This window comes from Modestobacter sp. VKM Ac-2983, from assembly GCF_026967885.1.
Taxonomy (GTDB): domain Bacteria; phylum Actinomycetota; class Actinomycetes; order Mycobacteriales; family Geodermatophilaceae; genus Modestobacter.
Map to the genome: position 1 here is coordinate 156,403 of NZ_JAPVBK010000002.1, position 25,541 is coordinate 181,943.

The 25,541-nt window shown below is 72.5% G+C and carries 29 protein-coding genes; 14 read left to right on the plus strand and 15 right to left on the minus strand.

The genetic code is table 11. From position 1 onward, the window contains the following. Positions 1-114 precede the first annotated feature (114 nt). Positions 115-789, plus strand: coding sequence for a response regulator transcription factor (locus O2W18_RS07195; protein ID WP_269186866.1), 675 nt, complete (start codon positions 115-117; stop codon positions 787-789). A 12-nt stretch (positions 790-801) separates the two neighbouring features. Here O2W18_RS07195 and O2W18_RS07200 read toward each other — a convergent pair whose 3' ends face one another. Together O2W18_RS07200 and O2W18_RS07205 are read right to left on the minus strand one after the other, a co-directional pair. Further along, positions 802-2,568: a sensor histidine kinase gene (locus O2W18_RS07200; RefSeq protein WP_269186867.1), complete on the minus strand. Its 1,767-nt coding sequence runs from the start codon at positions 2,566-2,568 to the stop codon at positions 802-804. A gap of 107 nt (positions 2,569-2,675) precedes the next feature. After that, positions 2,676-3,716: an NAD(P)-dependent alcohol dehydrogenase gene (locus O2W18_RS07205; protein WP_269186868.1), complete on the minus strand. Its 1,041-nt coding sequence runs from the start codon at positions 3,714-3,716 to the stop codon at positions 2,676-2,678. Positions 3,717-3,980: 264 nt separating this feature from the next. Between O2W18_RS07205 and O2W18_RS07210 the strand changes: the two genes are divergently transcribed. Together O2W18_RS07210 and O2W18_RS07215 are read left to right on the plus strand one after the other, a co-directional pair. Further along, on the plus strand, positions 3,981-4,127 hold the full coding sequence (locus O2W18_RS07210; RefSeq protein WP_269173468.1) for a hypothetical protein: 147 nt from the start codon (positions 3,981-3,983) through the stop codon (positions 4,125-4,127). 274 nt (positions 4,128-4,401) lie between these two features. Continuing rightward, the gene (locus O2W18_RS07215; RefSeq protein ID WP_269186869.1) at positions 4,402-7,002 is read left to right on the plus strand and encodes an MGH1-like glycoside hydrolase domain-containing protein; all 2,601 of its coding nucleotides are present in this window, start codon (positions 4,402-4,404) and stop codon (positions 7,000-7,002) included. Between the two features lie 58 nt (positions 7,003-7,060). Here O2W18_RS07215 and O2W18_RS07220 read toward each other — a convergent pair whose 3' ends face one another. Both O2W18_RS07220 and O2W18_RS07225 read right to left on the minus strand, forming a co-directional pair. Beyond that, positions 7,061-7,954, minus strand: a complete 894-nt coding sequence (locus O2W18_RS07220; protein ID WP_269186870.1) for a DUF4190 domain-containing protein — start codon at positions 7,952-7,954, stop codon at positions 7,061-7,063. Positions 7,955-8,158: 204 nt separating this feature from the next. After that, positions 8,159-8,872, minus strand: coding sequence for a hypothetical protein (locus O2W18_RS07225; protein WP_269186871.1), 714 nt, complete (start codon positions 8,870-8,872; stop codon positions 8,159-8,161). A 147-nt stretch (positions 8,873-9,019) separates the two neighbouring features. Here O2W18_RS07225 and O2W18_RS07230 point away from each other — a divergent pair, with 147 nt between their 5' ends. From O2W18_RS07230 to O2W18_RS07255, 6 genes are all read left to right on the plus strand, one after another. Next, on the plus strand, positions 9,020-9,274 hold the full coding sequence (locus O2W18_RS07230) for a hypothetical protein (RefSeq protein WP_269186872.1): 255 nt from the start codon (positions 9,020-9,022) through the stop codon (positions 9,272-9,274). Positions 9,275-9,318: 44 nt separating this feature from the next. Continuing rightward, positions 9,319-9,585, plus strand: coding sequence for a type II toxin-antitoxin system CcdA family antitoxin (locus tag O2W18_RS07235; RefSeq protein ID WP_269186873.1), 267 nt, complete (start codon positions 9,319-9,321; stop codon positions 9,583-9,585). Next, positions 9,582-9,968 (plus strand): type II toxin-antitoxin system VapC family toxin, encoded by a 387-nt coding sequence (locus tag O2W18_RS07240; RefSeq protein ID WP_269186874.1) that lies wholly within the window; start codon positions 9,582-9,584, stop codon positions 9,966-9,968. Before O2W18_RS07235 ends, O2W18_RS07240 begins: the two co-directional genes overlap by 4 nt. Positions 9,969-10,199: 231 nt before the next feature. After that, the gene (locus tag O2W18_RS07245; protein WP_269186875.1) at positions 10,200-11,105 is read left to right on the plus strand and encodes a DUF4253 domain-containing protein; all 906 of its coding nucleotides are present in this window, start codon (positions 10,200-10,202) and stop codon (positions 11,103-11,105) included. A 64-nt stretch (positions 11,106-11,169) separates the two neighbouring features. Beyond that, positions 11,170-11,394: a FitA-like ribbon-helix-helix domain-containing protein gene (locus O2W18_RS07250; protein ID WP_269186876.1), complete on the plus strand. Its 225-nt coding sequence runs from the start codon at positions 11,170-11,172 to the stop codon at positions 11,392-11,394. Next, positions 11,391-11,789 carry a type II toxin-antitoxin system VapC family toxin gene (locus tag O2W18_RS07255; RefSeq protein ID WP_269186877.1) on the plus strand — a complete coding sequence of 133 codons (399 nt, stop codon included), beginning with the start codon at positions 11,391-11,393 and terminating at the stop codon, positions 11,787-11,789. Before O2W18_RS07250 ends, O2W18_RS07255 begins: the two co-directional genes overlap by 4 nt. Positions 11,790-11,807: 18 nt before the next feature. Here the strand turns inward: O2W18_RS07255 and O2W18_RS07260 are convergent, their stop codons facing one another. Next, the gene (locus O2W18_RS07260; RefSeq protein WP_269186878.1) at positions 11,808-11,969 is read right to left on the minus strand and encodes a hypothetical protein; all 162 of its coding nucleotides are present in this window, start codon (positions 11,967-11,969) and stop codon (positions 11,808-11,810) included. A 65-nt stretch (positions 11,970-12,034) separates the two neighbouring features. On the opposite strand from O2W18_RS07260, the gene O2W18_RS07265 reads away from it, so the two are divergent. Together O2W18_RS07265 and O2W18_RS07270 are read left to right on the plus strand one after the other, a co-directional pair. Further along, positions 12,035-12,307 (plus strand): type II toxin-antitoxin system Phd/YefM family antitoxin, encoded by a 273-nt coding sequence (locus tag O2W18_RS07265; protein ID WP_269186879.1) that lies wholly within the window; start codon positions 12,035-12,037, stop codon positions 12,305-12,307. Continuing rightward, entirely contained in the window at positions 12,304-12,591 is a 288-nt protein-coding gene (locus tag O2W18_RS07270) for a type II toxin-antitoxin system RelE family toxin (protein WP_269186880.1), read from the plus strand. Before O2W18_RS07265 ends, O2W18_RS07270 begins: the two co-directional genes overlap by 4 nt. Positions 12,592-12,861: 270 nt before the next feature. On the opposite strand, the gene O2W18_RS07275 is transcribed toward O2W18_RS07270, so the two are convergent. Both O2W18_RS07275 and O2W18_RS07280 read right to left on the minus strand, forming a co-directional pair. Next, positions 12,862-13,179, minus strand: coding sequence for a DUF1905 domain-containing protein (locus O2W18_RS07275; protein ID WP_269186881.1), 318 nt, complete (start codon positions 13,177-13,179; stop codon positions 12,862-12,864). Further along, complete coding sequence (locus O2W18_RS07280; RefSeq protein WP_269186882.1) at positions 13,179-13,556, minus strand: VOC family protein; 378 nt, start codon at positions 13,554-13,556, stop codon at positions 13,179-13,181. The genes O2W18_RS07275 and O2W18_RS07280 overlap by 1 nt, the downstream gene beginning before the upstream one ends. A 255-nt stretch (positions 13,557-13,811) precedes the next feature. On the opposite strand from O2W18_RS07280, the gene O2W18_RS07285 reads away from it, so the two are divergent. Then, entirely contained in the window at positions 13,812-15,491 is a 1,680-nt protein-coding gene (locus O2W18_RS07285; RefSeq protein ID WP_269186883.1) for a GmrSD restriction endonuclease domain-containing protein, read from the plus strand. A gap of 41 nt (positions 15,492-15,532) precedes the next feature. On the opposite strand, the gene O2W18_RS07290 is transcribed toward O2W18_RS07285, so the two are convergent. The 7 genes from O2W18_RS07290 to O2W18_RS07320 form a co-directional block, all read right to left on the minus strand. After that, entirely contained in the window at positions 15,533-16,495 is a 963-nt protein-coding gene (locus O2W18_RS07290) for an ROK family protein (RefSeq protein WP_269186884.1), read from the minus strand. Continuing rightward, positions 16,492-17,223 carry a copper homeostasis protein CutC gene (locus tag O2W18_RS07295; RefSeq protein WP_269186885.1) on the minus strand — a complete coding sequence of 244 codons (732 nt, stop codon included), beginning with the start codon at positions 17,221-17,223 and terminating at the stop codon, positions 16,492-16,494. The genes O2W18_RS07290 and O2W18_RS07295 overlap by 4 nt, the downstream gene beginning before the upstream one ends. After that, positions 17,220-18,182, minus strand: coding sequence for an asparaginase (locus O2W18_RS07300; protein WP_269186886.1), 963 nt, complete (start codon positions 18,180-18,182; stop codon positions 17,220-17,222). The genes O2W18_RS07295 and O2W18_RS07300 overlap by 4 nt, the downstream gene beginning before the upstream one ends. Beyond that, positions 18,172-19,041 (minus strand): amino acid ABC transporter permease, encoded by an 870-nt coding sequence (locus O2W18_RS07305; RefSeq protein WP_269186887.1) that lies wholly within the window; start codon positions 19,039-19,041, stop codon positions 18,172-18,174. The genes O2W18_RS07300 and O2W18_RS07305 overlap by 11 nt, the downstream gene beginning before the upstream one ends. Continuing rightward, positions 19,038-19,682, minus strand: a complete 645-nt coding sequence (locus O2W18_RS07310; RefSeq protein WP_269186888.1) for an amino acid ABC transporter permease — start codon at positions 19,680-19,682, stop codon at positions 19,038-19,040. Before O2W18_RS07310 ends, O2W18_RS07305 begins: the two co-directional genes overlap by 4 nt. A gap of 42 nt (positions 19,683-19,724) precedes the next feature. Continuing rightward, on the minus strand, positions 19,725-20,687 hold the full coding sequence (locus O2W18_RS07315) for a glutamate ABC transporter substrate-binding protein (protein ID WP_269186889.1): 963 nt from the start codon (positions 20,685-20,687) through the stop codon (positions 19,725-19,727). A gap of 81 nt (positions 20,688-20,768) precedes the next feature. Continuing rightward, positions 20,769-21,509, minus strand: a complete 741-nt coding sequence (locus O2W18_RS07320; RefSeq protein ID WP_269186890.1) for an amino acid ABC transporter ATP-binding protein — start codon at positions 21,507-21,509, stop codon at positions 20,769-20,771. Positions 21,510-21,649: 140 nt separating this feature from the next. On the opposite strand from O2W18_RS07320, the gene O2W18_RS07325 reads away from it, so the two are divergent. Next, positions 21,650-22,828, plus strand: coding sequence for an ROK family transcriptional regulator (locus tag O2W18_RS07325; RefSeq protein ID WP_269186891.1), 1,179 nt, complete (start codon positions 21,650-21,652; stop codon positions 22,826-22,828). A 21-nt stretch (positions 22,829-22,849) separates the two neighbouring features. Here the strand turns inward: O2W18_RS07325 and O2W18_RS07330 are convergent, their stop codons facing one another. Continuing rightward, on the minus strand, positions 22,850-23,683 hold the full coding sequence (locus O2W18_RS07330) for an alpha/beta fold hydrolase (protein WP_269186892.1): 834 nt from the start codon (positions 23,681-23,683) through the stop codon (positions 22,850-22,852). A 184-nt stretch (positions 23,684-23,867) separates the two neighbouring features. Between O2W18_RS07330 and O2W18_RS07335 the strand changes: the two genes are divergently transcribed. Continuing rightward, on the plus strand, positions 23,868-25,364 hold the full coding sequence (locus tag O2W18_RS07335; protein WP_269186893.1) for a flavin-containing monooxygenase: 1,497 nt from the start codon (positions 23,868-23,870) through the stop codon (positions 25,362-25,364). Positions 25,365-25,541: the final 177 nt, after the last annotated feature.

Genomic DNA, 25,541 nt, shown 5'->3' on the forward strand with positions numbered 1-25,541 from the left:
GAACCGCCCCGGGACGGATCCGGGCCAGCCCGTGCAGTCCCTGCGGGACGCGCGCGGTGAGCACCCGTGCTGGCACGGTGGTGCACGTCCCCGCCGGTCCGCGAGGATGCCCCGGTGCGGGTGGCCATCGCGGACGACAGCCCCTTCTTCCGGCAGGGCCTCGCCGTGCTGCTGCGGAGCGCCGGCCACGAGGTCGTGGTCCTCGCGGCAGACGGCGTCCAGCTCCTCGCCGAGCTGCAGGCCACGCCGGAGCTGCCCGACGTCGTCGTCATCGACGTCTGGATGCCACCCACCCACACCGACGAGGGGCTCGTCGCCGCGGAGCAACTGCACCTGGTGTGGCCCGACCTGCCCGTGCTGCTGCTGTCCGCGCACGTGCAGCCGTCCTACGCCACCCGCCTGCTCGCCAGTGGCACCCGCGGGCGAGGACTGCTGTCGAAGGACAAGGTCGACGACCTCGGCACCCTGCTCGACGCACTGACCCGGCTGACCACCGGGGGTCTCGTGCTCGATCAGGACGTCGTCGCGGACCTCATCTCCCAGCAACGCGCCACCGGTGAGCTCGACCGGCTCAGTGCCCGCGAGCGGGACGTCCTCAGGTCGATGGCCGAAGGCCGGTCCAACCGGAGCATCGCCGGCACCCTGCACCTCAGTGAGCGCACCATCGAGGCGCACACGGCGAGCATCTTCGACAAGCTCGGCATCTCCGCCGAGGGCGGGGACAACCGGAGGGTGCGGGCCGTGCTCACCTGGTTGCGCGGTCACGCGGTGACGGCAGCGGGACCGTGAGCACGGACGTCGTCACGGTGAGGGGAGCCGGACGTCGACCCGCGTGCCCCCGTCCGGCGGGCTGACGACGACGAGGCTCCCCCCGAGCGCGCTCACCCGGTCGGCCAGCCCGCGCAGACCGGCGCCGTCCACGTCGGCCCCGCCCTGGCCGTCGTCGCTGATGCGCAGGACGAAGTCGCCGTCGACCACCTTGCCCCAGATCGACACGGTCCCTGCGCCCGCGTGCTTGTCGGCGTTGGCGATGGCCTCGGAGATGACGAAGTAGGCGGCCGACTCGACCAGCTCGTCCAGGCGTTGGGCAGGCAGGTCGACCAGCACGGGCACCGGCCTGCGCCCCACCATCTCGGCGACCGCGGCGCCCAGCCCGGCCTGGGTGAGCACGGCTGGGTGCAGACCGCGGGCCAGGTCACGGATGTCGGCCAGCGCCGTGCGCAGCTGGTCCTTGATCTCGGTCAGCTCGCGTTGCGTCGTCTGGTCCGCGGTGCGGGTGCGCGCCGCCTCCAGCCGCATCGACAGTGCCAGCAGGTTCTGCTGGGCCCCGTCGTGCAGGTTGCGGCCCAGGCGCCGCCGCTCGCTCAGCTGGGCGTCCAGGATGCGGGTGCGCGATGCTCGGACCTCGCCCAGTTGGGCCCGGAGCTGGGCCTGCAACCAGGCGTTCTCCAGGGCGAGCCCGATCGAGGTCACCGTCCAGTCCACCAGGCCCGAGTGGTGCCCCAGCCGCGGGTCCAGCGCCACCAGGGCCAGCCGGTCACCGGATGCGGCACGAACCTCCACGTTCATCCGGTGGTGATCCGTCGCCGATCCGGCCGGCAGGCCGTCGCCGTCGATGTAGCCGGACCGCTCCGGCGACCAGAAGAGCACGGTCGCGGACGGGTCGTGCAGCAGGGTGCGGACGGCGTGCTGCACCGCATCCGGCGTCGCCGGCCGGACCAGCTGACCCACCGTGTTGACCACGTCGGCGTTGGCCAGCCGGGTGCGCAGCGCGGTCAGGGCCACGCTGATCGGCAGCGCGAGCAGCGCGACGCTCTGGATGGCGACCATGGCCGCCCACGCCTGTCGTGACGCCACCAGGACCTGCCCGCTGGTCGTCACGGCGCCGACGATCGCGCCGGTGCTCACCCCGAGCAGCGCGGGGAGCAGCGCCGCCCGGTCGATGCCGGAGGCGGCCCGCATCCGCTGGAGGAAGAGGCTGATCGCGCCGGCAGCCAGTGCGAGGCAGCCGGTCGAGTAGACGGCGATCGTCGTCCAGTGCCAGGCGGGGGAGGACAGGAGGGTCGGCCACCAGGCACCGGCGGCGAACCCGTTCCACTCCGGCTCGGACACGAGGGCCTGGGCCACGTTGACCGGGACGAGGACGGTCACCAGGACGGCGATGTAGACGCGCACCCCTCGGGTCCAGGGCAGGTCCGAGGGATAGCTCAGCATCGCGATCCCCAGCAGCGCCCAGGCCACCCCGCTCAGCGTCCAGCTGAGGAACGGCCCAGGACCGTGGTCGACCACTCCCCAGACGCTGGTCGGCCAGAGCGCACCGACCGCCACCAGGGGGGCGCCGGTCCGGCGGGCCCGGGGCCGGTCCAGGAGGAACTGCCCGGTGACGGTCAGGGCAACGGCGACGAGCACGGTCAGCACGGTGGTCGTCGGCCACTCGCGCCAGGTCAGCGGCGCCGAGGCAGCCGTGGACGCGACCAGGCCGGCCCAGCCCAGCACGGCCCAGCGGACGACGGTCCCCGGCGGGCTCGGGCCGGCAGCACCGCGCGTCCGGTCCCGGGCCCCCGCCATCTGCACAGGGTGGTGGCATGGACCTCCGCCGCCAAGCCCACGAGGGCGGTGCGCGACCGTCCAGTCCGACGGCGTGCACGGAGCGGAGGGACGTGGTGGACCCTGCGTCAGTCCCCGGGGACGACGACGGCGCGACCGCGGAGCGTGCCGTCGTGCAGCTTCCGGTAGGCCTCCGGCGCCTGGTCCATCGAGTACCGCTCCACCTCGACGTGGACAGCCCCGCTGCGGGCGAGGTCGAGCACCTCCATCAGCTCCGTCCGGGTGCCCCAGTACGGCGCCCGGACCGAGGCGCCGAACGGCGTGGAGAAGAAGCCGGTGGGCAGCAGGCCGCCGCCGATCCCGACGATCTGCACGACGCCGTCGATGGCCACCGTCTGCCGGGCGATCTCCAGCGTGGCCGGCGCGCCGACGATGTCGAACACCGCCTGGGCACCCACCCCGCCGGTCATCGAGCGGATCGCGCCGACGGCCTTGGCGTCGGAGGGGATCGCGTGGTGGGCGCCCACCTGCCGGGCCAGCGTCAGCTTCTCCTCGTTGACGTCCAGGGCGATCACGGTCGCGCCGGTGATCGCCCGCAGGATCTGGATGGCCACGTGCCCCAGCCCGCCGGCGCCGATCACCACCGCAGTGCTCCCGGCCGGCAGCGCGGCGAGGCTGGACACGATCGCGTGGTACGGCGTGAGGCCCGCGTCGGTCAGCGAGACCGACGCCACCGGGTCCAGGTCGCCCAGCGGAACCAGGTGCCGGACGTCGTCCACGATCAGGTACTCGGCCAGCGCGCCGGGAGCACCCAGACCGGGCGGTGCGATGCCCAGCGCCGCTGCCCGGGTGCAGTAGTTCTCCGCGCCGCGGGCGCAGGCGTGGCACTGCCCGCAGCCCCACGGGCCGTAGACCGCCATCGACTCGCCGAGCTCCACCCCGGTGACCCCGTCGCCGAGCGCGTCGACGACGCCGGCCCCTTCGTGCCCGAGGGTGAGCGGCAGGCCGTAGGTGTACTGCTCGGCGGGCAGGCTCATGACGAAGGAGTCGGAGTGGCAGAGCCCCGCGGCGGTCACCCGCAGCCGCACCTGGCCGGGGCCCGGCTCGGGGGTCGGGATCTCGACCACCTCGGGGCTGCCACCGATCGTCCGGTACTGCACTGCGCGCATGCGCCGCTCCGTCCTGTCCGTGGACGCCGACCGCCGCCGTCCCCCGGCCGACGCTAGGACCTCGGCGCGGTGCCCGCTGCGGTCGCTGGGCACCACGGAACGGGTCCGACGCCCCTGGCCGGTGATCGCACCACCGCGCCCGGATCGGAGAGCCGGCCGGCACCTATGGGGGCCTGCCGGGCGTGGACTCCGACGTCCTGGGGCACCCTCGACAGGCCCGGCCGGCATCGGCCACATCGACAGAGGAGACCCACCATGGCAGGCATGATCCGCAAGCTCCTGATCTCGGGCGTCGCGTCCAAGGTCATCCAGGAGGCCCGCAAGCCGCAGAACCAGGCGAAGCTCAAGAAGGCGTTCGCCGACTTCCAGGCCAAGCGCAGCGGAGGCAAGGGCGGCACCGGCCGCCACTGAGCCGGCTCCCGGCAGCGGCGTCCGGTCGGACGCCGCTGCCGTGCTCGCGTCGTCCGCAGGCAGGGACAGGAGCGACGTGCGGGGCGTCCGGCGGTGAGCCTGGTCTCGCCCGGCCGCGCGCGACACGAGCGCGCAACCTCGTCGTGGCACTGTGGAGGTCGTGTCTGCCGCAGATCCCGGCGCCCCGCTCCGAGACCCGGACCCGGCGCCCGCTCCCCGAGACACTGACCGACCCTGCAGCGCCGAGCACGCGCGCCTGGCCGAGTCGGCCGACATGGCTGCTCCCTGGCGGATGTGGGGGCCGTACCTGGCCGGCCGGCAGTGGGGGACCGTCCGCGAGGACTACTCCGCCGACGGCGACGCCTGGGCGTCCTTCACCTTCGACCACGCCGTCGCCCGCACCTACCGCTGGGGCGAGGACGGCCTGGGTGGCATCTGCGACCGCTACGGCTTCCTCAACTTCTCCGTGGCGATGTGGAACGGCAAGGACCCGGTCCTCAAGGAGCGGCTGTTCGGCCTGACCAACGGCGAGGGCAACCACGGCGAGGACGCCAAGGAGCACTGGTGGCCCACCGACGGCACGCCCACGCACTCCTGGATGCAGTGGCTCTACCGCTACCCGCAGGCCGAGTTCCCGTACGCGCAGCTGCGTGAGGAGAGCGCCAAGCGCACCCGGCTGGAGCGGGAGTACGAGCTCGCCGGCACCGGCGTGCTCGACGAGGACCGCTTCTTCGACGTCCAGGTGACGTACGCCAAGGCCGGCCCGGACGACGTCTGCATCACCGTCACCGCCACCAACCACGGACCCGAGGCGGCACCGCTGCACCTGCTCCCGCAGGTCTGGTTCCGCAACACCTGGTCCTGGGGCCTCGACGACCGCAAGCCCACGCTCACCGCGCAGGACGAGGAGGTCGCGGCGGTCGTCGCCGAGCACGGCTACCTCGGTCGCTGGGTGCTCGCCGCTGATGGCAGCCCCGACGTCCTGACCTGCGACAACGAGACGAACGCCGTCGCCCTGTTCGGCGCCGAGAGCAACGCCAGCGAGTACACCAAGGACGGCATCGACCGCCGCGTCGTCCACGAGGACAAGTCCGCGGTGAACCCCGACCGGACGGGCACGAAGGCCGCGTTCTGGTACCAGTGGGACGCCGTCGAGCCCGGTGAGACCGTCAGCGTGAAGCTCCGGCTGACCCAGGCCGAGCCCGAGCAGCAGATGTTCGGTGCGCAGTTCGACGAGGTGCTCAGCCTCCGGAGGGCCGAGGCCGACGAGTTCTACGCCGGCGTCATCCACCCGGGGCTCTCCGACGACGACCGGCACGTGGCCCGTCGCGCCTACGCCGGCCTGCTCTGGACCAAGCAGCTGTACCGCTTCGACGTCGCCCGCTGGCTGGACGGCGACCCCGACGTCCCCGCACCGGCGGAACGCCGGGCCAAGGGACAGCGCAACACCAGCTGGCGGCACGTCGCGCTCGCCGACGTGATCTCCATGCCCGACGAGTGGGAGTACCCGTGGTTCGCCGCGTGGGACACCGCCTTCCACACCCTGCCGCTGGCGCACGTCGACCCCGACTTCGCCAAGGAACAACTCGTGCTCATGTGCCGCGAGTGGGCGATGCACCCCAACGGTCAGCTCCCGGCCTACGAGTGGGCGTTCGGTGACGTCAACCCGCCGGTGCACGCCTGGGCGGCCTGGCACGTCTACCGGCTCGACGGCTACCGCGACCAGCAGTTCCTCATCCGGGTGTTCACCAAGCTGCTGATGAACTTCTCTTGGTGGGTCAACCGCAAGGACGCCGACGGGTCGAACGTCTTCGAGGGCGGGTTCCTCGGGATGGACAACATCGCGCTGTTCGACCGGTCCGCACCGCTGCCTCCCGGTTACCGGCTGGAGCAGTCGGACGCGACCAGCTGGATGGCGTTCTACTGCCAGCAGATGCTCAAGATCGCCCTCGAGCTGTCGCAGTTCGACCGGGCGTGGGACGGCGTCGTCACCAAGTTCTTCGAGCACTTCCTCGCCATCTCCGAGGCGATGAACGCCTTCGGCTCGCACGAGGTGTCGCTGTGGCACGAGGACGACGGCTTCTTCTACGACGTACTGGTCGCACCGGACGGGACGACGGAGTCGCTGCGGGTGCGCTCGATGGTCGGCCTGCTGCCGATCCTGGGCGCCACCGAGATCCCGGCCTGGGTCGCCGAGCGGTTGCCGGACGTCGCCGAGCGGGTGCGCTGGCTGCAGAAGCGCCGGCCGGAGCTGATGGGCCCGCTGCGCAGCCGGCGGGCGCCGGAGGGCCGCAGGCTGCTGCTCTCGCTCGTGGGCAAGGAGCGGCTGCAGCGGATCCTGCAGCGGATGTTCGACACCGAGGAGTTCCTCTCCCCGTTCGGCATCCGGTCGCTGTCGAAGTCGACGGGGCAGGTGTTCGCCAACGTCGGTGGTCGTGACGTGTCGATCGAGTACGAGCCGGGGGAGTCGCGCACCGGGCTGTTCGGCGGGAACTCGAACTGGCGCGGGCCGGTGTGGTTCCCGGTCAACGTGCTGCTGGCCGACAAGCTGCGCACCCTCGGCCGGCACTACGGCGACTCGTTCACCATCGAGATCCCCACCGGGTCGGGCACGCAGTGCACGCTGGTGGAGGCCGCGGACCTGATCGACAACAGCCTCACCCGGCTGTTCCGCCCGGTGGACGGCAAGCGCCCGGCCGACGGCGACCGGATCGAGTCCAGCGACTCACCGCTGTGGCGTGAGCACCCGACGTTCAGCGAGTTCTTCGACGGCGACACCGGCGAGGGTCTGGGCGCCACCCACCAGACCGGCTGGACGGCGCTGGTCGCCCACCTGCTCAACCCGAGGCTCCCCGCCGACCCCCGCTGGGCCTAGGTCGGGGACGAGCAGCGGCCCGTGTCCCAGGGGGACACGGGCCGCTCGACCGGCTGGACTACTGGATGGCCCAGACCAGGGAGTCGTCCTCGAATGAGAAGCTCTCCGAGACCTCGACCTGGCCACCCTCGATGGCGGTCGGCGGCACGTCCATGCACACCTGGTAGGACGCCGTGCCGGCGGAGAGGAGCGTGGGCACCTCGGTCGCCTCGTTGGGGATCACCGCGAAGCAGCTGCTGGTGTCGTACTTCCGCGCATCGGTGCCGACGAACTCGGTGGTGAGGTCGAGCCACGGGTCGCCCTCATCGGCTCCGTTGTAGGTCACGGTGAGGCCGACGAGGACGTACTGCCCGGTCGGCGCCTCGTTGAACTGGTTCTCGTTGGCCACGACGTCGTTGCCGTTCGGCGTGACCGAATCGACCGTGACCGTGTACTCGCTCAGCTCGCCCGACTGACCGACGGGCAGGACGGACGGCGCTGCGGCGACGTCCGTCGCGGCGTCGGCAGAGGCCTCCGAGTCAACCGCCGACGAGTCGGTCTCCACGGTCGGGTCCACCGCGGAGTTGTTGATCTCCTCAGTCACGTCGTCGATGACCTCGCCGTAGAACGCCTGCGTCGCGAAGACACCCACCAGCGCGACGACGGACAGCACCACGCCGGCGACCGCGAGGCCGGAGCCGGTGCGCTTGCCGCGGCGCGCGGAGATGAGCGCCGGGATGCCCAGCGCGAGACCGACCACGGCGAGGACCGCAGCGAAGTTGTTGATGATGGGCACCCAGCAGAGCAGGAGGGCGATGATCCCCAGCACGAGGGCCGCGATCGCGAGTCCCGAGCCCTTGCGGGGGTCGGGCTGCTGCCCACCCTGCGGGGCGTAGCCGACGGGCGGCATGTCGTACGGGGGCTGACCGGCCGGCGGGCCCTGCGTGGGCGCGGGTTGGTACGGGTGGGACATCGGAGCTCCTACGGTCACAGCGCCGAGCAAGATCTCGGCATCCCTGTGATATCGAGAGCAGACCGTCCGTCTTGAGCTGAAACCGGACGGTGTCGTCACAATCACCCGACTGTCGCCGGACTTGCTGCGACTCCCCGCTGGGCCTGACGCCTGCTGAGGGCCGAAGTCGCGACTTTGGGCCCTCAGCGGGTTCTCCGCCGTCGGTCAGCTGGACGGTTCGGGTGGCTGTTCGGCCACGCGCCGGGGGGTGGCGTCACGGGCGGCGGTGTTGCGGATGCAGCGCCGGACGAGCCGGATCAGTTCGGTGGGGTCGCTCGCGCTGCCGACGGCGCCATGGCGGACCGCGTCGTCGAAGTCGTCGGGCTCCGTCGAGCCCGCGTAGATGGCGTACGGGGTGACGTCGCCGGCCTGACGGAGCGAGTCCAGCAGTGTGTACCCGGCCCGGGGATCGGGTGAGCGCCCCAGGTTGGAGATGACCGCGTCGAACGGGCCCTGCAGTGCCAGCCGGGTGACGGCGTCGGTCGTGGAGGTCGCGAGGTCGACGGTGAGCCCGAGGGCTTCGAACGCAGCGATCTCGTGGCGGTTGTCGCTCGGGTGGTCGTCGACCCAGAGCAGTCTCGGGCTTCGGCGGAGCCCGACCAGGTCCTCGGTCGCCGCCTCGACCTCGCGTCGTGCCAGTGCCTTGTCGATGTGCATGCCCTTGCTCGCCGAGGCGTCCACGACGGCGTCGGTCGCTGCGCTGGGGTCGCGTGCGACGAGGCTGACCCCGCCGGGGAGCGTCGCCTTGACCTTGTCGCGGTTCAACAGACCGATCAGCGAGCGGCGGAAGACCAGTACGAGGATCAACACGACCACGGGCCAGGCGAGCGCATCGACCAAGCCGGTGACCTCGCTGAACTCGACTGCCGTCGGGGCCATCCCGGCAGCATGGCAGCAGCTCCATCCCGTCTCCACCGCGGCCGCGACACCGGTGCGCCCTCCGGCGTCGAGGCGGGTTCTGTCGGTGGCTGCTGCTCCACTCCACCAGGTCGCCGCCTGCGCGATCGCGAGTAGGAGGACGGTGCGTTGAGCGAATCGGTCGGTGTTCAGGTCGGGCAGCTGTGTCCGTCGTGCGGCCGGGAGGACTCCCTCCCGTTGATCTGGGGGCTGCCTGATGCCGAGGGCACGCTGCTGGCTGATCGTGGCCTGGTCGCGCTGGGCGGCTGCCTGGTCGGGCCCGACGTGCCGGCCCTCGCCTGCCGCGCCTGCGGGCTCGAGTGGGGCCGGCATCGAGGGCTGGACGCCGGTGAGACACGCGATGCGCGCCTGATGCGGCCGTGAGCGACCTCCCCACCGGCGACCTCGGTCATGCGTATCCTATGCGCATGGCTCGCGTGAACATCACCGTCCCGGATGAGGTGCTCGACCGGGCGCGCGCTGCTGATCTGAACATCTCCGCGATCACGGCGGCGGCGCTGACCGAGGAGCTGGACCGTCGCGCCAAGGTGGCGGCGCTCGATGCCTACCTTGCGGATCTGGAACGGACACACGGCCCGCTCCCAGAGGATGAGCTGGCCGCAGCCGGAGCCTGGGCTGATGCGCTGGTCGTCAGCCGGCCGAAGGCCCGTTCGGGTCCGGCCCGGTCGGCGTGACGCTGGTCTTGGACGCCGGCGGTGTCAGCGGCCTGGCCGGGCAGCGTGCGCGGCTGATCGCACTCCGGGAACGGGGGATGTGGCCGGCAGAGGTCCCGGCGCCGGTGCTCACCGAAGCCCTGACCGGCGACCCGCGGCGCGACTTCCATGCCGATCGGCTGCTTCGCGCCTGCCAGGTCCGTCCGACGGATGAGCTGACTGCGCGGTCGGCGGCTGTACTGCGCACCGCGACCGGGCGCGCAGGCACGATCAGCGCGACCGACGCCATCGTCGCCGCCTACGCAGCGGAGCGACCTGATCCGGTCATCCTGACCAGCGACCCGGACGACCTCGGTGCTCTCGTCCAGCACTCCGAGCGTCGGGTCACCGTCGTCGCGATCTGAGTCGTCGACCGATCAGCTGCTCGTTGAGCGACCCGGACGTCGTTCTCAGCTCCCGATGACGACCGTCACCGGCACAGCCTCACCACGGCGGGAGATCGAGCGTGCCGAGCCGAGGGCAGCCGTCTCACCCACAGAGACGATCTCCTCGGCCGCAAGGAGAGCTGCTGGACGGGCGCTCGGCGCCTGTGGACAACGCCGGCCTGACCTCCCGCGGCCGGGCAGGCTGCTGGCGTGTCCTCCTTCAGACTGTCCGAGCCTGGCCGCCGATCGTTCGGCGCCGTCATCGACGTCCCTGGGCTTCTCGACCCGGAGACCATCGTCGACATCGGCCTCCCGCCGGTCGGCACGCTGACGCTGGGCAGGCTGCGACTGCCCGCCGGTCGTCCCGCCCGCGCCGGCGCGGTCGATCCGCCGGTCGGGGACGTCATCGCGCCGGCGCTGTGCCTGACCGATGAACCGGTGTCCGACGCGGCGGTGGTGTGGCGGTTGCTGGTGGACCGGTTCCCGGCCACTGGGCTGTGGCCGGTCGTCCTCCGATCGCTTGCCGGGACCGGTCAGCGGCCCTGGAACTCCGGGGAGCTCCAGCCGGTGACCATGGAGACCGTCGACGGACTGGACGCCCTCTCGATCCTCGCGCAGGGGTGGGCCGACAGCCTCGTGCCCATCGGCGGTCTGGTCGGGCATCCGGAGATCGAGCGGGCGTTGGCTCCGTACGGTGCGGAGTTTCCCGGTCTCGCGGCGGCACCACCTCGCAACGAAGAGCAGTGTCTGCTGCCTGCCACGGTGCTGGGGTGGAGCAGTGCAGCGCGCATCGGGCTGGTCCGATGCCGCCGACCGGCCGACGCCGTCGCCGCGATCGGCTGGCTCGGGACGATCAACTGGATCGAGCCGGCCCAGGTCGCCGCGGTGCTGCGCAGCTGGGAGGACCGGTTCGGCGCGGTCCTCGCCAGCCTGGACTTCGCCACCCTCACCTTGCTCGTCCGCCACCCGCCGCAGACCGTCGAACAGGCACTGCCGCTCGCGGCCGAGATCGCGGCCTTCTGTCCCGATGAGGTGCGTCAGGGCACCTACGACTCCCTGCGTCAGCTGAGCGGTGCGCTCGTCGGGCGCCCTTACTGGCGGCTGTGGTTCGACTGAGGCCTCCGTCCATGTCGATGTACTTCGCCAGCGTGGCAACTAGTCTGCATGTGTGCCGGTGTCCATGACGATCCGCGATGTGCCCGACGAGACGCGCGACGAGCTCGCCGCCCGGGCAGCCCGGGCCGGTCAGTCGCTCCAGGAGTACGTCCGGGCTCAGCTGACGGCGTTGGCGAAGCGGCCGAGTCCCGAGGAGCTGTGGGACCGCGTGCAGCAGCGGGTCCAGGAGACGGGTACGGCACTGTCGGCCGAGGTCATCCTCGACCTGCGGGAGGCCGACCGCCGGTGACGATCGTCGTCGACTCCTCGGTCGTCGTCGCGGCCCTGGTCGACAGCGGATCGGATGGCTCCTGGGCGCGGACCGGCCTGCGCGGGCAGGAACTCGCCGCGCCGGCCCACCTGTACGTCGAGGTGTCCAACGTGCTCCGTCGTGCCGTCATCACCGGGCGGCTGGGTCGTGAGGCCGGGGCGATGGCGCACGCCGATCTGGTCCGCGTCCCCCTGGCCAGCTTCCCGTTCGAGCCACTGGCCGAGCGGGTCTGGGCACTGCACGGCGCCGTCACCTCCTACGACGCCGCCTTCGTCGCGCTCGCCGAAGAGCTCGATGCGCCGCTGTGGACTCTCGACCGCAAGCTCGCCGCCGCCTCCGGTCCGCGCTGTACCTTTCGCGTGCCGGACCGCTGACCGTCGGGTGCCCCCTGATCAGCCGTTCGTCTGCAGGTGCGGGAGCCGACGGGTCGGGGTGACCATCCGCTCGGTCAGCTCCACCTCGAGGGTGTCGCCGGCCTGCTTGTCGACCGCCGCCCGGAGCTCACTGCCTCGGCACTTCGTGCATCCCAGGCGCTGCTGAGAGCAGGACGTCATCGCGGCGACCCGCCCCGATCCAGTCGAAAGGCCAGTGAGGCCAGAAGTCTGGCTAGACTTCGGACATGACGACGGTGCCGTTGAGCGAGGCCAAGGACAAGCTGTCCGCGCTGGTCGAGGCGGCGGAGACGACGCACGACATCGTGACGATCACGCGGCACGGCCGCGAGGCGGCCGTATTGATGGCCAAGTCCGACCTGGACTCGTTGCACGAGACGATCTTCTGGCTGTCGCAGCAAGGCGTTCGCGAGGACGTGGCGGCGGCACGACGGGAGCTCGCCGAGGGCGGGACCGTCACTGCGCATGATCTCAGGGCGGAGTTCCGGCTCCCCGAGTGAACCCGCCGTACGAGGTCCGCGTCTCCTCGGTGGCACACCGCCAGCTGAGCCGACTGCCCGCCCGGGTCGCCCCCGCCGTGGTCGAGTTCCTCACCGCCGTGCTGCCCGAGAACCCGCTGAGGCTCAGCAAGCCGCTGACCGGCGAGTTCGAAGGGCTGCGCAGCGCCCGCCGTGGCGATTACCGCGTGCTCATCGAGGTCGACGAGGGAGCGGGGACAGTGCTCGTCGTCCGGGTCGCTCACCGCGCCGAGGCGTACCGGCCCCCGCCCCCTTCCAGCGGGTGAGCCCGCCATCCAGAGGAACGAAGTCCAGACCCTGACTCCTCGGGTGAGGGATGAGGTGGGGAGGAAGGCGGAGGGCAGTTCGAGCCACTGGGGCGAGCGGGTCTGGGCACTGCACGGCGCCGCCACCTCCTAGGACGCCGCCTCCGTCGCGCTCGCCGAAGAGCTCGATGCGCCGCTGTGGACCCTCGACCGGAAGCTCGCCGCCGCCTCGGGCCCGCTGCACCTTCCAGGTCCCCGACCGCTGAGCGGCGGGCGCATCGGAGCTCCTGATCAGCCGGTCGTCGCTCGGGTGCGGGACCCCACGGGGTGGGCGGTGGTGATCCGCTCCGTCAGGTGGACCTCGACGGTCTGGCCGGCCTGCTTGCCGATCGCAGCGCGGAGCGCGGCTCCCACCGGCAGCTTGTGTCGGAGGTCGCCGAGCGCCATGAACGAGCTCCGGAACGGGTGACCGTCGATCGTCCCGCTGACCTTCACCAGGCCCCGCGTGCCGAAGAACGCAACCGAGTCCGGCCACACCAGGTAGGTCCACCCGCCGTCCGCCGGGCTCTTCAGCAACCGGGCCGTGAACCGCTCGTCGATGGCGGCCATCACGCACCTTCCACCAACACGAGGACGTTCCCGTCCGGGTCTCGGACGGTGAACATCGGCGGGGCCACGTCGCCCATCCGCAGCACGTGCTCGTCGATGTCCACGCCCCGCTTGCGCAGCTGTACGTGAGCTGCGTCCGCGTCGGGCGTGCCCAGCCGAATGCCCGGCGGGAAGCCGCTGCCTGCCGCGAGGAGGGCGATCGTCGTCCCACCGCCGGCCGGCGCCACCTCGACCCAGCGCATCCCCGGGCCCAGCTCCGCGTCGCGCACGACTTCCAGCCCGAGGTCGTCCACGTAGAAGTTGAGCGCCCGCTCGAGGTCCGTCACCACCACGGTCGTCGCGGCGACCCGGGTGATGTTCCTCGTCGTCTCGTCCATGTCGGTCCTCTCCGCCCGGCACGCAACGCCGGACAGAGAGCTGGACCGCACACGAGGCGGGAAGTCATCGCCTCATGCCCCGCCGACCGGAGGGGACAGCGGCAACGCGAGGCCTCAGGGGGGCCATCCCTGCACGTCAGGGCGGAAGCACTGGGGTGAATGGGGCTGGGGAGGCCATTCCGGCCTGTCCATTCGGGAGGGGTGGCTGCGCGCACCCAGGATGGCCCCACGTCACACGCTCACGGGGGTCAGCGCATGTCATCAGAGTCCGAGTCAGCCGTCGAGCAGTTGTTGCAGCGATGGGAGTCGAAGAACCCAGGCACTCCCGCCCGCCCGGTGGTCCAGCGGGCCATCGACCTCGGGTTCACCGTCACCGAGCCCGGTGGTTGGGGCCCGGCGCGATCCCTCCGCCTGGTGTACCGACCGCGGTCGGGCCACGCCGTCACTCTCGACATGGACGCGCTACAGCTCACCGCCGTCGGCGCGGACATGCGCGAGAGGGCGGCCGCAGTGCCCGGTGCCGTGGTCCGGCGCAAGGACGTCCAGTTCCCGTTCGACGCCGTTGACCCGGCCGGGGTGCTCGACGTCTTCGCCTGCGCCCCGGCAGAGGAACGGCACATCAGTCGGGTGACCGTCGTCCGCGCGCTCGTCGCCGCGGGCGTCGTGCTGTTCATGCTCGCCGGCGCCGCCAGCGGCGGCTTCTCCGGCGCAGTCATGATGGCCGGCCTCGCCGTCCTCGTCGTCGGGATCGGTGCACTGGTCGTCGGCCGGGCGCGGTGGGCGCTGATCGCCTCACGTGCGGTCGCCGGTGGTGTGGCCGCCGCCGGCCTCGTCGCGCTGATGGTCGGAGGCGCCACCATGCCGGAGACCGAGCCGGTCGCCGCGACGTCGCGCCCCGCCCCGACCACCAGCGCTGCCCTCGATGAGGCCGCCGTCGCTGCCGCTGAGGCAGCGCTCGTCCGCGCCGAGACCGAGGAGGCAGCGGCCGCCGCGACGGCCGGCTCCACCGCCACCGGCCTGCTCACCGACACGAGCGCCGACGCCGCCATCGTCTCCGCGCAGCCGACCACCGCCCTCGCCGCGCTGGCCGCGGTGCCGGTGCAGGGGCGCGCCCCGAAGACCGGGTACGACCGCGACCTCTTCGGCTCCGGCTGGGTCGACACCGACCGCAACGGCTGCGACACCCGCAACGACATGCTCGCCCGCGATCTCTCCGGCGAGACCTTCAAGGCCGGCACCCGCGACTGCGTCGTGCTCACCGGTTCACTCGCTGACCCCTACTCGGGGCGCACGATCGGCTTCCAGCGCGGACAGGACACCAGCAGCGACGTCCAGATCGACCACGTCGTCGCGTTGTCGAACAGCTGGCAGACCGGCGCGCAGGGCTGGGACGCTGCCCGGCGCACCGCCTTCGGCAATGACCCGCTCAACCTGTTGGCCGTGGACGGGCCGCTGAACATGCAGAAGGGCGACGGTGACGCGGCAACGTGGCTGCCGCCGAACAAGGGCCACCGCTGCGCCTACGTCGCCCGCCAGGTCGCCGTGAAGGCGACCTATGGACTCTGGATGACCCAGGCGGAGCGCAACGCAGTCGCCACGGTGCTGAGCACCTGCCCGGACGAACCGTTGCCCGCTGGCGTGGTCGTGAACGTGCCCGCACCAGCTGCACCGACCACGGCCGCCCCGGCCCCGGCTCCGTCGCCGGCTCCCAAGCCCGCGCCCGCGCCCGCGCCGGTCGTCGTTGTCCCGGCGCCTGCTCCCGCCCCCGCGCCTGCTCCGGCTCCGGCTCCGGCTCCGGCTCCGGCTCCGGCTCCGGGCGTGTCTTATGCGAACTGCGATGCCGTCCGGGCGGCCGGAGCGGCCCCGATCTACCCAGGCGACCCGGGATGGCAGCAGAAGTTCGACCGCAACAAGGACGGCGTCGGCTGCGAGTAGGCGGCCATCCACTGAGGGGCCGAAGTCGCGGCTTTGGCCCCTCAGGGGATGGGGGCGCCGAGGACGGCGTGGGGGGTCCAGGTCTCGAGGGCGTCGGCGTGGCCGGCGGAGCGGAACGCCAGGGCGGCGGCGCCGATCCAGCCGGCCTCGCTGCCGAGTTCGGCCAACTTCACCGGTGGGGCGGAGCGCCAGGCCAGTCCGGCGGCCAGGCCGGAGCGGAGCGGGTCCAGCAGGGCGTCGCCCGCTGCGGTGAAGCCGCCGCCGAGCACGATCGTCGTCGGGTCCAGCAGCAGCGTCGCCGTCACCAGCCCCTGCGCCAGCACCTGCATCGCCTCGGCCCACACCTGGTCGGCGTCGGCGTCGCGACCCAGCCGGGCGACGACGTCCTCCGCCGGCAGCGAGACACCGGAGAGAGCGGTGTAGCGCCGAGCCAGTCCGGCACCCGACGCGTACACCTCCAGGCACCCCTTCTGCCCGCACGTGCACGCCTCGCCGCCGGGGACCATCGGGATGTGGCCGAGCTCGCCGGCCGCCCCGCCGTCCCCGGTCACCGATCGGCCGCCGGTCACCAGCGCTGCGGCCACGCCGGTGCCGATGGTCACCAGCACGAAGTCCTCGACGCCGCGCGCCGCGCCGAGCAACTGCTCGGCCAGCCCCGCCGTCCGCACGTCGTGGCCGGTCACCACCGGCAGCCCGGTCGCCTCGGCCAGCAGCGCCCGCAGCGGCACGTCCCGCCAGTCCAGGTTCGACGCGTAGACGACCGTCCCGGCCGCCTCGTCGAGCATCCCGGGAGTCACCACGCCGGCGCCGACCACGTCCAGACCGTGTTCACCCGCGAGGGCGGCCAGGGAGCGGAGGTGGCCGGCGATGGCGCCGACGGTGTCCGTCGCCGGGTCGGTGGGCCACCGCTCGACCACCACCGGACGGCCGTCGCGCGTCACGACCGCGCCCTTCATCGAGGTGCCGCCGACGTCGATCGCCAGCACCGCAGGAGTGGGCGTCACGAGGCGAGCGCCTCGACGACAGCCCGGATCGGGCCGGCGGAGGTGGCCAGCCGAGGGACGGCGTCGTAGCTGACCTCCGTCGCGGAAACGGACGGCGATGCGACCGGCGAGGCCGCCCGCAGGTGCACCTCCGGCACCCCGGTCTCCGCGACGAGAGACGCCACGTTCGACCCACGCACCGACCCACCCGCGAGCACGGTGATCCGGTCGCCCGCCAGCTCGACCAACGACCGCAGCACGTCAGCCCCTGCCGCAGCCGTCGGTGCACCACCCGAGGTCAGCACCCGGGACACCCCGGCGGAGATCAGCGTGGGCAGCGCGGCGGGGAGGTCGGGCAGCGTGTCGAACGCCCGGTGGAACGTCACCGGGCACCGCCCCGCGGCCTTCATCAGCCGGGACAGCACAGCGGTGTCGATCACGCCCTCGGCCGTCAGGGCCCCGACCACGAACCCGACCTGCGCCGATGCGGGCAGCGCCCGGACGGCGGCGATGTCGGCGAGCATCACGTCGACCTCGGCGGGGGAGTAGACGAAGTCCCCGGCGCGCGGCCGGATCAGCACCTGCACCCCGATCCGCGACACCTCGGCGAGGACCCTGGACACCAGCCCGATCGACGGCGTCGTCCCGCCCTCCGACAGCGCCGCGCACACCTCGACCCGGTCCGCGCCGCACTCCTCGGCGAGCGTCGCGCCGGCGACGTCGTCGATGCAGATCTCGACCGCGGTCACCGGCCGGCCAGCCAGGCGAGGACGTCGGCACCCGGCTCGATCGCACCGACCGGCACCCCACCGCCGAGCACCGGCAGTGTGGTCAGGGAGGCCGCGGCGGAGACGTCGACGCCCAGTCCGCTCAGCACGGTCACCGCCAGCAGCGTCGTCGCCCGCGGGTTGCCGTCCACGATCTTCATCGCCACCGCCTGGCCGTCCGGCCCGGCCACGCCGATCACGCCCTCGGCGCCGCCCTTGGCGACCGCGCCCGGCACGAGCTCCATCACCGCGGAGTTCTGGTGCCCGGTGCCGCCGACGAAGAAGGGGTGCGTCCGCATCGCGGAGGCGACCTCGGCGGCCGGCCCGTCCGTGGCCAGCGACAGCGCACGGAACGCAATGGCCAGCCCGCGCACGGAGGAACCGAACAGCGGGGCGCCGCAGCCGTCGATCGCGTCGTGCCGCACCGGCGCACCGGTCCACTCCGCGGTCACCGCGCGCACGTGCTGCTGCAACGGGTGCGCCGGGTCCAGGTAGGAGTCCGTCGGCCAGCCGTTGACCGCGCAGGCCAGCAGCATCGCGGCGTGCTTGCCGGAGCAGTTCATCCGCACCGCACTGCGTTCGGCGCCGGCCCGGATGAGCGCGACGCGGGTCGGCTCGTCCTCGGGCCAGTCGACCGGGCACTGCAGCGCCGACTCCTCCAGCCCGGCCCGCTCCAGCAGCCGGCGCACCACGTCGACGTGGGCGTTCTCGCCGGTGTGGCTGCCGGCGGCGATCGCCAGCTCCGGACCGGTCAGCGGCGCGCCGGCGGTCAGGCAGGCCAGCGCCTGCAGCGGCTTGGTGGTCGAGCGCGGCAGGATCGTGGCGTCGGGGTCACCCAACGACAGCGCCACGGAGCCGTCGGCGTCCAGGGCGAGCAGCGAGCCGAGGTGCCGGCTCTCCACCAGGCCCGAGCGGCGGACCACGGCCAGTTCAGCGGACAACGGGGGTCTCCAGTTCACGGTCGGCGGCCTGCTCGGCGGGCGCGGACGGCGGCGCCACCTGGCGGCGGACCCGGGTGCGCAGCCGTGCGGCCAGGTACGACAGGGCGCCGTTGAACACCAGGTAGATCAGCGCCACCACGAGGAAGGTCTGGATGAGCAGCCGGTTGTAGGCGCTGAGCACCTGGGCCCGGTACAGCAGCTCGGTGAAGGCGACGACGTAGCCCAGCGAGGTGTCCTTGATCAGGCTCACCAGCTGGGTGACCAGCGACGGCGTCACGTGCCGCAGCGCCTGGGGCAGGACGACGAAGCGCATCGCCTGGCCGCGCCGGATGCCCAGGCTCAGCGCTGCCTCCAGCTGCCCGCGGGGCAGGGCGAGCACCCCGGCGCGGACGATCTCGGCGACCACCGCGGCGTTGGCGATGGTCAGGGGCACGACGAGCTTCCAGAGCACCGGCAGGTTGATCCCGTAGGCCGGCAGCCCGAACAGCATCAGGTAGATCAGCAGCAGCACCGGGATGGTCCGGGCCACCTCGATGTAGCCGGTCGACAGCCAGCGCAGCGGCCGGTTCTGCGACAGCCGGCCGATCGCCAGCAGCACCCCGAACGCCCCGGCCAGGACGGCGACCAGCGCGGCCGCCAGCGCGGTACCGCGCAGCCCGACCAGCAGGTAGGACCAGATCGGCCAGTCGAGGAACGGCGTCCACCGGTCGGCGTCCAGCTGTCCGGTCCGGCCGAACTGCACCAGCGCGAGCGCGAACACACCGGCCAGCACCAGGGCGCTGACCACCGAGCCGAGCAGGATCCGCCGCCGGGCACGCGGCCCGGGGGCGTCGTACAGGAACGCACCGCTGTGGCTCATCGGTGGATCGCCACCTTCTTCTCGATCCGCCCGGCGGCCAGCCCGATGGCCAGCGCGAGCGCCATGTAGGTGAGGCCGGCGGCGGTGAAGATCGGGATCGGCTGGGCCGCGACCAGGTTCACCTTGTTCACCGCCGAGGTCAGCTCGACGACGCCGACCGTGGCGGCCAGTGCAGTGTTCATCAGCAGCGCGATCATCACGTTGCCCAGCGGCTGGACGACGGCGCGCACCGCCTGCGGGACGACGACGTGCCGCAGCGTCTGCGACAGCCGCAGCCCCAGCGCCCGGGCGGCCTCGACCTGCCCGGACGCGACGGTGTTGATCCCGCTGCGCACCGCCTCGGCCACGTACGCCGCCTCGTAGACGGTGAGCACGACGATCACCGTGGTGGTCAGCGGCATCAGCAGCCCGGCGTCGGGCAGTGCGAAGACGGCCAGCAGCAGCAGCGCCAGCAGAGGGACGTTGACGAACACCTGCACGTAGGCCCAGGCGGCCCCGCGCAGCACCGGGATGGGGCTCACCCGGGCCACGGTGATCAGCACCCCGAGCACCAGGGAGCCGGCCGCGGAGACCACCAGGATCAGCACGGTGGTCCCCAGCGCCCTCAGCAAGGGGTCCAGGTTCTCGATCACTGCAGTCACGTCGTCGTCCTCTGCTGGCGCTGCTGCCTCAGGGGTGCCGGGTCAGGAGCCCGGCACCGAGCCGATCTCCGGCGGCGTCGGGGCGTCGCCCTCGACGACCGTCCCGAGGGTCGCCTCCCAGATCTCGGCCCAGGAGCCGTCCTCCTGGATCTGCTCCAGCCAGTCGTTGACGAACTCCTTGTACTCCGCGTCCTCGGGCGGGAGCCCGATGCCGTACGGCTCCTCGGTGAACGGCTGGACGGCGATCTTGATGTCCGGGTTGTTCGCCGCTGCGGCCAGCAGCAGGGTGTAGTCCTGCACGTAGGCGTCGCCGCGGCCCTGCAGGAGCGCCTGCACCGCCTGCGGGTCGGTGGCGAAGCTGGTCACCTCGGCGTCGGGGGCCACCTCGGGCACCGCGGTGACCGCGGGGGTGTTCGCGCCGACGATGACGTCCTTGCCGTTGAGGTCCTCGACGCTGTCGATGTCCTCGTTGTCCGCCCGGGTCGCGATGGCCAGCCCCGAGGTGAAGTACGGGCCGGCGAAGTCGATCTGCTCGGCCCGCTCCTCGGTGATCGTGTACGTGTTGAAGACGGCGTCGACGGTGCCGTTCTGCAGCAGCGCCTCCCGGGTCTCCGACGCCGGCGGCACGATCTCGATGTTCGGCTCGCCCAGGATGTAGATGGCCAGCATCTTCGCCAGGTCGATGTCGAAGCCCTCGACGTCCTCGGGGTTGCTCGGGTCCTGCTGGGAGAGCAGCGGTGCGTCCAGGGCGGCGGCGACGCGCAGCACGCCCCGCTCCTTGATCTCGGCCATCGTCGAGTCGGGGAGGATCGCGGCGTCGTCGGCGACCGGCGCGTCCTCGTAGACGGCGTCCAGGCCGGAGGCGGCGGTGTCGTCGCCGCCGCCGCCCGGGACGGCGTCGGACGAGGAGTCGGACGAGCCGCACCCGGCGACCGCCACCGAGGCGGTGGCCAGCACGGCGGTGATCAGCGGGAAGCGGCGCCTGGGAAGGCGGATGTCACTCATGCCTTGCCTTTCTGATCAGCCCGGCCGGGGGAGCGGCGCCGGGCGTGGGGTGGGCGGGTCCGCCCGGGGTGCGCTCGGCCGTCAGTGGGCCAGCACGTTGGAGAGGAACGAGCGGGCGCGCTCGCTCCGGGTGGCGTCGAAGAACTCCGCCGGTGGGGCGACCTCGACGATCTGGCCGGCGTCCATGAAGACGACGCGGTCGGCGGCGCGGCGGGCGAAGCCCATCTCGTGGGTCACCACGACCATCGTCATGCCGTCGGCGGCCAGCGAGGTCATCACCTCGAGGACCTCGTTGACCATCTCGGGGTCCAGCGCCGAGGTCGGCTCGTCGAAGAGCATCAGCTTCGGGTGCATCGCCAGCGACCGGGCGATCGCGGCGCGCTGCTGCTGACCGCCGGAGAGCTGAGCGGGGAAGCGGTCGGCCTTGTCGGCGATGCCCACCCGCTCCAGCAGCGCCATCGCCTCGGCGCGGGCGGTGGCCTTGCCGACCTTGCGGACCTTGAGCGGCGCCAGCATCACGTTGTCCAGCACGCTCAGGTGGCCGAACAGGTTGAAGGACTGGAAGACCATCCCGACGTCGGCGCGCAGCTGGGCGAGCCCGGCGCCCTCCTCGGGCAGCGGCCGGCCGTCGACCCGGATCTCACCAGCGTCGATCGGCTCGAGCCGGTTGATCGTGCGGCACAGCGTCGACTTGCCCGACCCGGACGGCCCGATGACCACGACGACCTCCTGCGGGGCGACGTCCAGGTCGATCGAGCGGAGGACGTGCAGCTCGCCGAAGCGCTTGTCGACGCCGCGCATGCTCACCATCGGTGTGCTCATCGTCGTCCTCCTCACGATCGGCGTTGAACGTTGGGGGAAGGCTAAGTGGCGATCGTTACAACGAGGAGTCCATGAAGTATTTCCACTTCCGGAGTAAGTGCCCGTTGCTTCCAGCGGCACGGGTTGCTTCACTGGCCGGCATGCCCAGCCCCGCCGGTGACCGGTCGGCCACCTCCCCGAGCGAGGTCCTCGCCCTGGTCCGGCTCGGCCGCGCCACCTCCCGGGCCGACGTCGCCCGCGAGACGGGGCTCTCGGCGACCACCGCCGCCGCCCGGGTGGAGATGCTGATCCGCCGCGGCTGGCTGGTGGAGACCGGCACCGGACCCTCGGCCGGCGGGCGGCCGCCGCGCCGGCTGGAGATGCGCGGCGCGGCCGGCCTGGTCGTCGCCGTCAGCCTGGGGGAGCGGCACGCGGCGATCGCCGTCCTGGACGCCGCCGGCCGTCAGGTCGCCGAGCGGCACCTGCCCATCGCCGTCTCCGACGGCCCGGAGGCCGTGCTGCGCACCGTCGTCACCACGGTCACCGACGCGGTCGCCGGGCTCGAGGCTGCCCCGCCGCTGCTGGCCATGTGCGTGGGCGTTCCCGGGCCGGTCAGCGCGCGCACCGGACTGGTCGTCTCCCCGGCCCGGATGCCCGGCTGGAACGGCGCCGACGTCGCCGCGATCGTGCGGCAGTGGCTCGCCGTGCCGGTGATCGTGCAGAACGACGCGAATCTGATGGCGCTGGGCGAGCACGCCGCCGGGGGTTCGCCGGCGGAGCAGATGGTCTTCGTGAAGGTCGGCTCGGGCATCGGCTGCGGCGTCGTCGTCGGCGGGGTGCTGCACCGGGGGAGCGGCGGGTTCGCGGGGGACATCAGCCACACCACCGTTCCCGGCGCCCCGCCGGTGCCCTGCTCGTGCGGGCGGGTCGGCTGCCTGGACGCGGTGGCCAGTGGAGCCGCGCTGGTCGAGCAGCTCGCCGAGCGCGGGGTGCCCGCCCCGGACACCGAGGGGATGCTCGACCTGGCCCGGGACGCGCACCCGCTGACCACCCAGCTGCTGCGCGAGGCGGGGGGGAGCACCGGCACCGTGCTCTCGACCATCCTGAACTTCTTCAACCCGGAGCGGCTGGTGATCGGCGGGCACCTGAGCAGCGCCGAGGCCTTCGTCGCCGGGGTGCGGTCGGCGATCTACGCGCAGTGCCCGCCGATGATCACCGACGGCCTGGAGATCGCGGTCAGCCGCGTGGGCCAGCAGGCCGCCGTGCTCGGCGCCGCCCGTGAGGCGCTGGACCTGGCGTTCTCCCCGGAGCAGCTGGCCGCCCGCGCCGCCGCCCGCTGAGCCGGGAGGCGGCGGCCCGGGTCAGGAGGCCCGGTGCTCGGCGAGGAAGCCGCCGACCAGCGGCACGAAATCCTCGGCACGCTCGACCCCCAGGGCGTGGCTGGACCCGGGACCGGTGAACATCTCCAGCCGTGCACCCGGGATGGCGTCGGCCACCTGCCGGCCGTGCCACGGTGGCGTCAGCAGGTCCTGCTCCCCGGCGATCACCAGCGTCGGCGCGGTGATCCGGCCGAGCCGGTCCAGGGTGTCGTGGGCCAGGTCGGCGTCCCACTGCTCGGCGGTGGTGCGGATCTGCTCCGGCGTTGACGGGAACAGCGGCAGCAGCTCCTCGATGAGGGTGTCGAACTCCGGGCTGTCGAGCAGCTGCGGGGAGAACGCGACGCCGAGGGCGCCGAGCGCCGCCGGCAGGTCGCCGGTCCGCCACGGGTGCGCCAGGCCGGTCATCAGCGCCCGCTGGAAGCCGTCCGACCGCGCCCAGGTGCAGTACAGGACGAGCGAGGTGACCCGCTCCGGCGCGGCCAGCGTGAGCTCCTGTGCGATCGCGCTGCCGAGTGAGTAGCCGAGCACGTGGGTGCGCTCGATCTCCAGGGCGTCGAGCAGTCCGAGCGCGTCGGCGGCCAGCGACGCGATGCTGAACGGGCCGGGCCCGCGCTCGGTCCCGCCCATCCCGCGCAGGTCGTAAGTGACCACCCGGTGGCTGCCTGCCCACACCTGCACCAGGTCGCCCCAGAAGCCGAGGGACTGGCTGGTGCCGTTGACCACCAGCAGCGGCTCGCCCTCGCCGTACTCCTGGACGGCGACGGCGATGTCGCCGACCCGGACGGTGCGCGGCGGGTGGATCGTCGGTGTGCTCAACGGGGCTCCCGTGCTCGGCCGAGGGGTGGCCTGGAGCACACCACACGCCGACGACAGCAGGAAGGGTCCGTGCGACCGAAAGTGGTCCAGGTCACACTCTCCCGTCCGGGAGTGGTAGAACGACGAGGGGACGGTGCCCGGCAAGGTGCACCCTCCCGCAGGGACTGGGGGAACGGTCATGACGATGACGCAACCGACCCGGACGGCGGCCGACGAGCGGGTCGAGCACGTCGACGTGCTGATCGTGGGGGCGGGGATCTCCGGGATCGGCGCCGCCTACCACCTGCGGGAACGGTTCCCGGACAGGAGCGTCGTCGTCCTCGACGCCCTGGCCGGCCACGGTGGGACGTGGCGCACCCACCGGTACCCGGGGGTGCGATCCGACAGCGACCTGTTCACCTTCGGCTACCGGTTCAAGCCCTGGCGCGGGCCCTCGATCGCCTCGTCGGAGGAGATCCTCCGGTACCTCGACGAGGTCATCCGGGAGAACGGGCTGGACGCTCACATCCGCCACCAGCACCGGGTCACCGCCGCCCGCTGGTCGACCGACGACCGGCGCTGGACCGTCGAGGTCACCCGCGGGGACACCGGCGAGGCGCTGACCTTCACCACCGGCTTCCTCTGGATGTGCCAGGGCTACTACCAGCACGAGAAGGGGCACACGCCCCAGTGGCCGGGCACCGAGCGGTTCCAGGGGCAGGTCGTCCACCCGCAGACGTGGCCGGACGACCTCGATCTCGCCGGCAAGCGGGTGGTGGTGATCGGCTCGGGCGCGACGGCGGCGACGCTCGTCCCGGCGATCGCCGAGACCGCCGCGCACGTGACGATGCTGCAGCGCTCGCCGACCTTCTTCTACGCCCGGCCCAAGACCCACGAGCTGGCGACGACGCTGCGCGCACTCGACGTCCCGGAGGAGTGGACGCACGAGATCCTGCGGCGGGCCTACATCGCGGAGGTCGACGAGCTCGCCCGGATCTCGGCCGAGTCCCCGGACCTCGCGCGCGAGTTCCTCATCGAGTCGATGCGCCCCCACTTGCCGCCGGACGTGGACATCGACAAGCACTTCAACCCGGCGTACCGGCCGTGGCAGCAGCGGATCGCCCTCCTCCCCGACGGCGACCTGTTCACCGCGATGCGCGAGGGCACGGCCTCCGTCGTGACCGACACGATCGAGACGTTCACCGAGACCGGGATCCGGCTCACCTCGGGGGAGGAGCTGGCGGCCGACGTCGTCGTCACCGCCACCGGCTTCGACCTCAGCGTCTTCGGCGGCATCGCCTTCACCGTGGACGACGAGCCGGTCGACGTCGCACAGACCGTCACCTACCGCGGGCTGATGTTCACCGGCCTGCCCAACCTGGCCTACGTGTTCGGCTACTTCCGGCACAGCTGGACGCTGCGCGCCGACCTGATCAGCGACTTCGTGTGCCGGTTGCTCGCGCACATGGACGAGCGGGGGGCGACGACGGTGGTGCCGCGACTGCGGCCGGAGGACGCCGACATGCCGCTGGGGCCGTGGGTCGACCCGGCCAACTTCAACCCCGGGTACCTGGCCCGCTCGCTGCACCTCATGCCCAAGCAGGGCGACCGGGAGCCGTGGACGCACCGGCACGACTACGCCGCCGAGCGGGAGCTGCTGCCGGCCGCCGACCTCGACGACGGCACGCTGGTCTGGTCCTAGCTCGGGTCGGCGCCTGGACGTCGAACCGCTCGGGCCGCTCCCGGGGGCGGCCGCTGGATGAACAGCTCGTGCTCCGAGTCGACTTGTCGGCATCCCTCGCTACCTTGGCCCGGCAACCGGACGGCCGGCCCAGGGGGCGGCTGACGAGCTGGGGGAGATCGAGTGCGCAGACGGACG

Coding starts and splice junctions, on each gene's coding strand:
- O2W18_RS07225 (WP_269186871.1), bottom strand. CDS start 8,872: ATGGCCCCGACGGCAGTCGAGTTCAGCGAGGTCACCGGCTTGGTCGAT.
- O2W18_RS07320 (WP_269186890.1), bottom strand. CDS start 21,509: ATGAGCACACCGATGGTGAGCATGCGCGGCGTCGACAAGCGCTTCGGC.
- O2W18_RS07205 (WP_269186868.1), bottom strand. CDS start 3,716: ATGCGCGCAGTGCAGTACCGGACGATCGGTGGCAGCCCCGAGGTGGTC.
- O2W18_RS07200 (WP_269186867.1), bottom strand. CDS start 2,568: ATGGCGGGGGCCCGGGACCGGACGCGCGGTGCTGCCGGCCCGAGCCCG.
- O2W18_RS07280 (WP_269186882.1), bottom strand. CDS start 13,556: ATGGACGAGACGACGAGGAACATCACCCGGGTCGCCGCGACGACCGTG.
- O2W18_RS07315 (WP_269186889.1), bottom strand. CDS start 20,687: ATGAGTGACATCCGCCTTCCCAGGCGCCGCTTCCCGCTGATCACCGCC.
- O2W18_RS07215 (WP_269186869.1), top strand. CDS start 4,402: ATGGCTGCTCCCTGGCGGATGTGGGGGCCGTACCTGGCCGGCCGGCAG.
- O2W18_RS07265 (WP_269186879.1), top strand. CDS start 12,035: ATGACGACGGTGCCGTTGAGCGAGGCCAAGGACAAGCTGTCCGCGCTG.
- O2W18_RS07220 (WP_269186870.1), bottom strand. CDS start 7,954: ATGTCCCACCCGTACCAACCCGCGCCCACGCAGGGCCCGCCGGCCGGT.
- O2W18_RS07260 (WP_269186878.1), bottom strand. CDS start 11,969: ATGACGTCCTGCTCTCAGCAGCGCCTGGGATGCACGAAGTGCCGAGGC.
- O2W18_RS07305 (WP_269186887.1), bottom strand. CDS start 19,041: ATGAGCCACAGCGGTGCGTTCCTGTACGACGCCCCCGGGCCGCGTGCC.
- O2W18_RS07250 (WP_269186876.1), top strand. CDS start 11,170: ATGACGATCCGCGATGTGCCCGACGAGACGCGCGACGAGCTCGCCGCC.
- O2W18_RS07285 (WP_269186883.1), top strand. CDS start 13,812: ATGTCATCAGAGTCCGAGTCAGCCGTCGAGCAGTTGTTGCAGCGATGG.
- O2W18_RS07335 (WP_269186893.1), top strand. CDS start 23,868: ATGACGCAACCGACCCGGACGGCGGCCGACGAGCGGGTCGAGCACGTC.
- O2W18_RS07210 (WP_269173468.1), top strand. CDS start 3,981: ATGATCCGCAAGCTCCTGATCTCGGGCGTCGCGTCCAAGGTCATCCAG.
- O2W18_RS07275 (WP_269186881.1), bottom strand. CDS start 13,179: ATGGCCGCCATCGACGAGCGGTTCACGGCCCGGTTGCTGAAGAGCCCG.
- O2W18_RS07325 (WP_269186891.1), top strand. CDS start 21,650: ATGCCCAGCCCCGCCGGTGACCGGTCGGCCACCTCCCCGAGCGAGGTC.
- O2W18_RS07235 (WP_269186873.1), top strand. CDS start 9,319: ATGGCTCGCGTGAACATCACCGTCCCGGATGAGGTGCTCGACCGGGCG.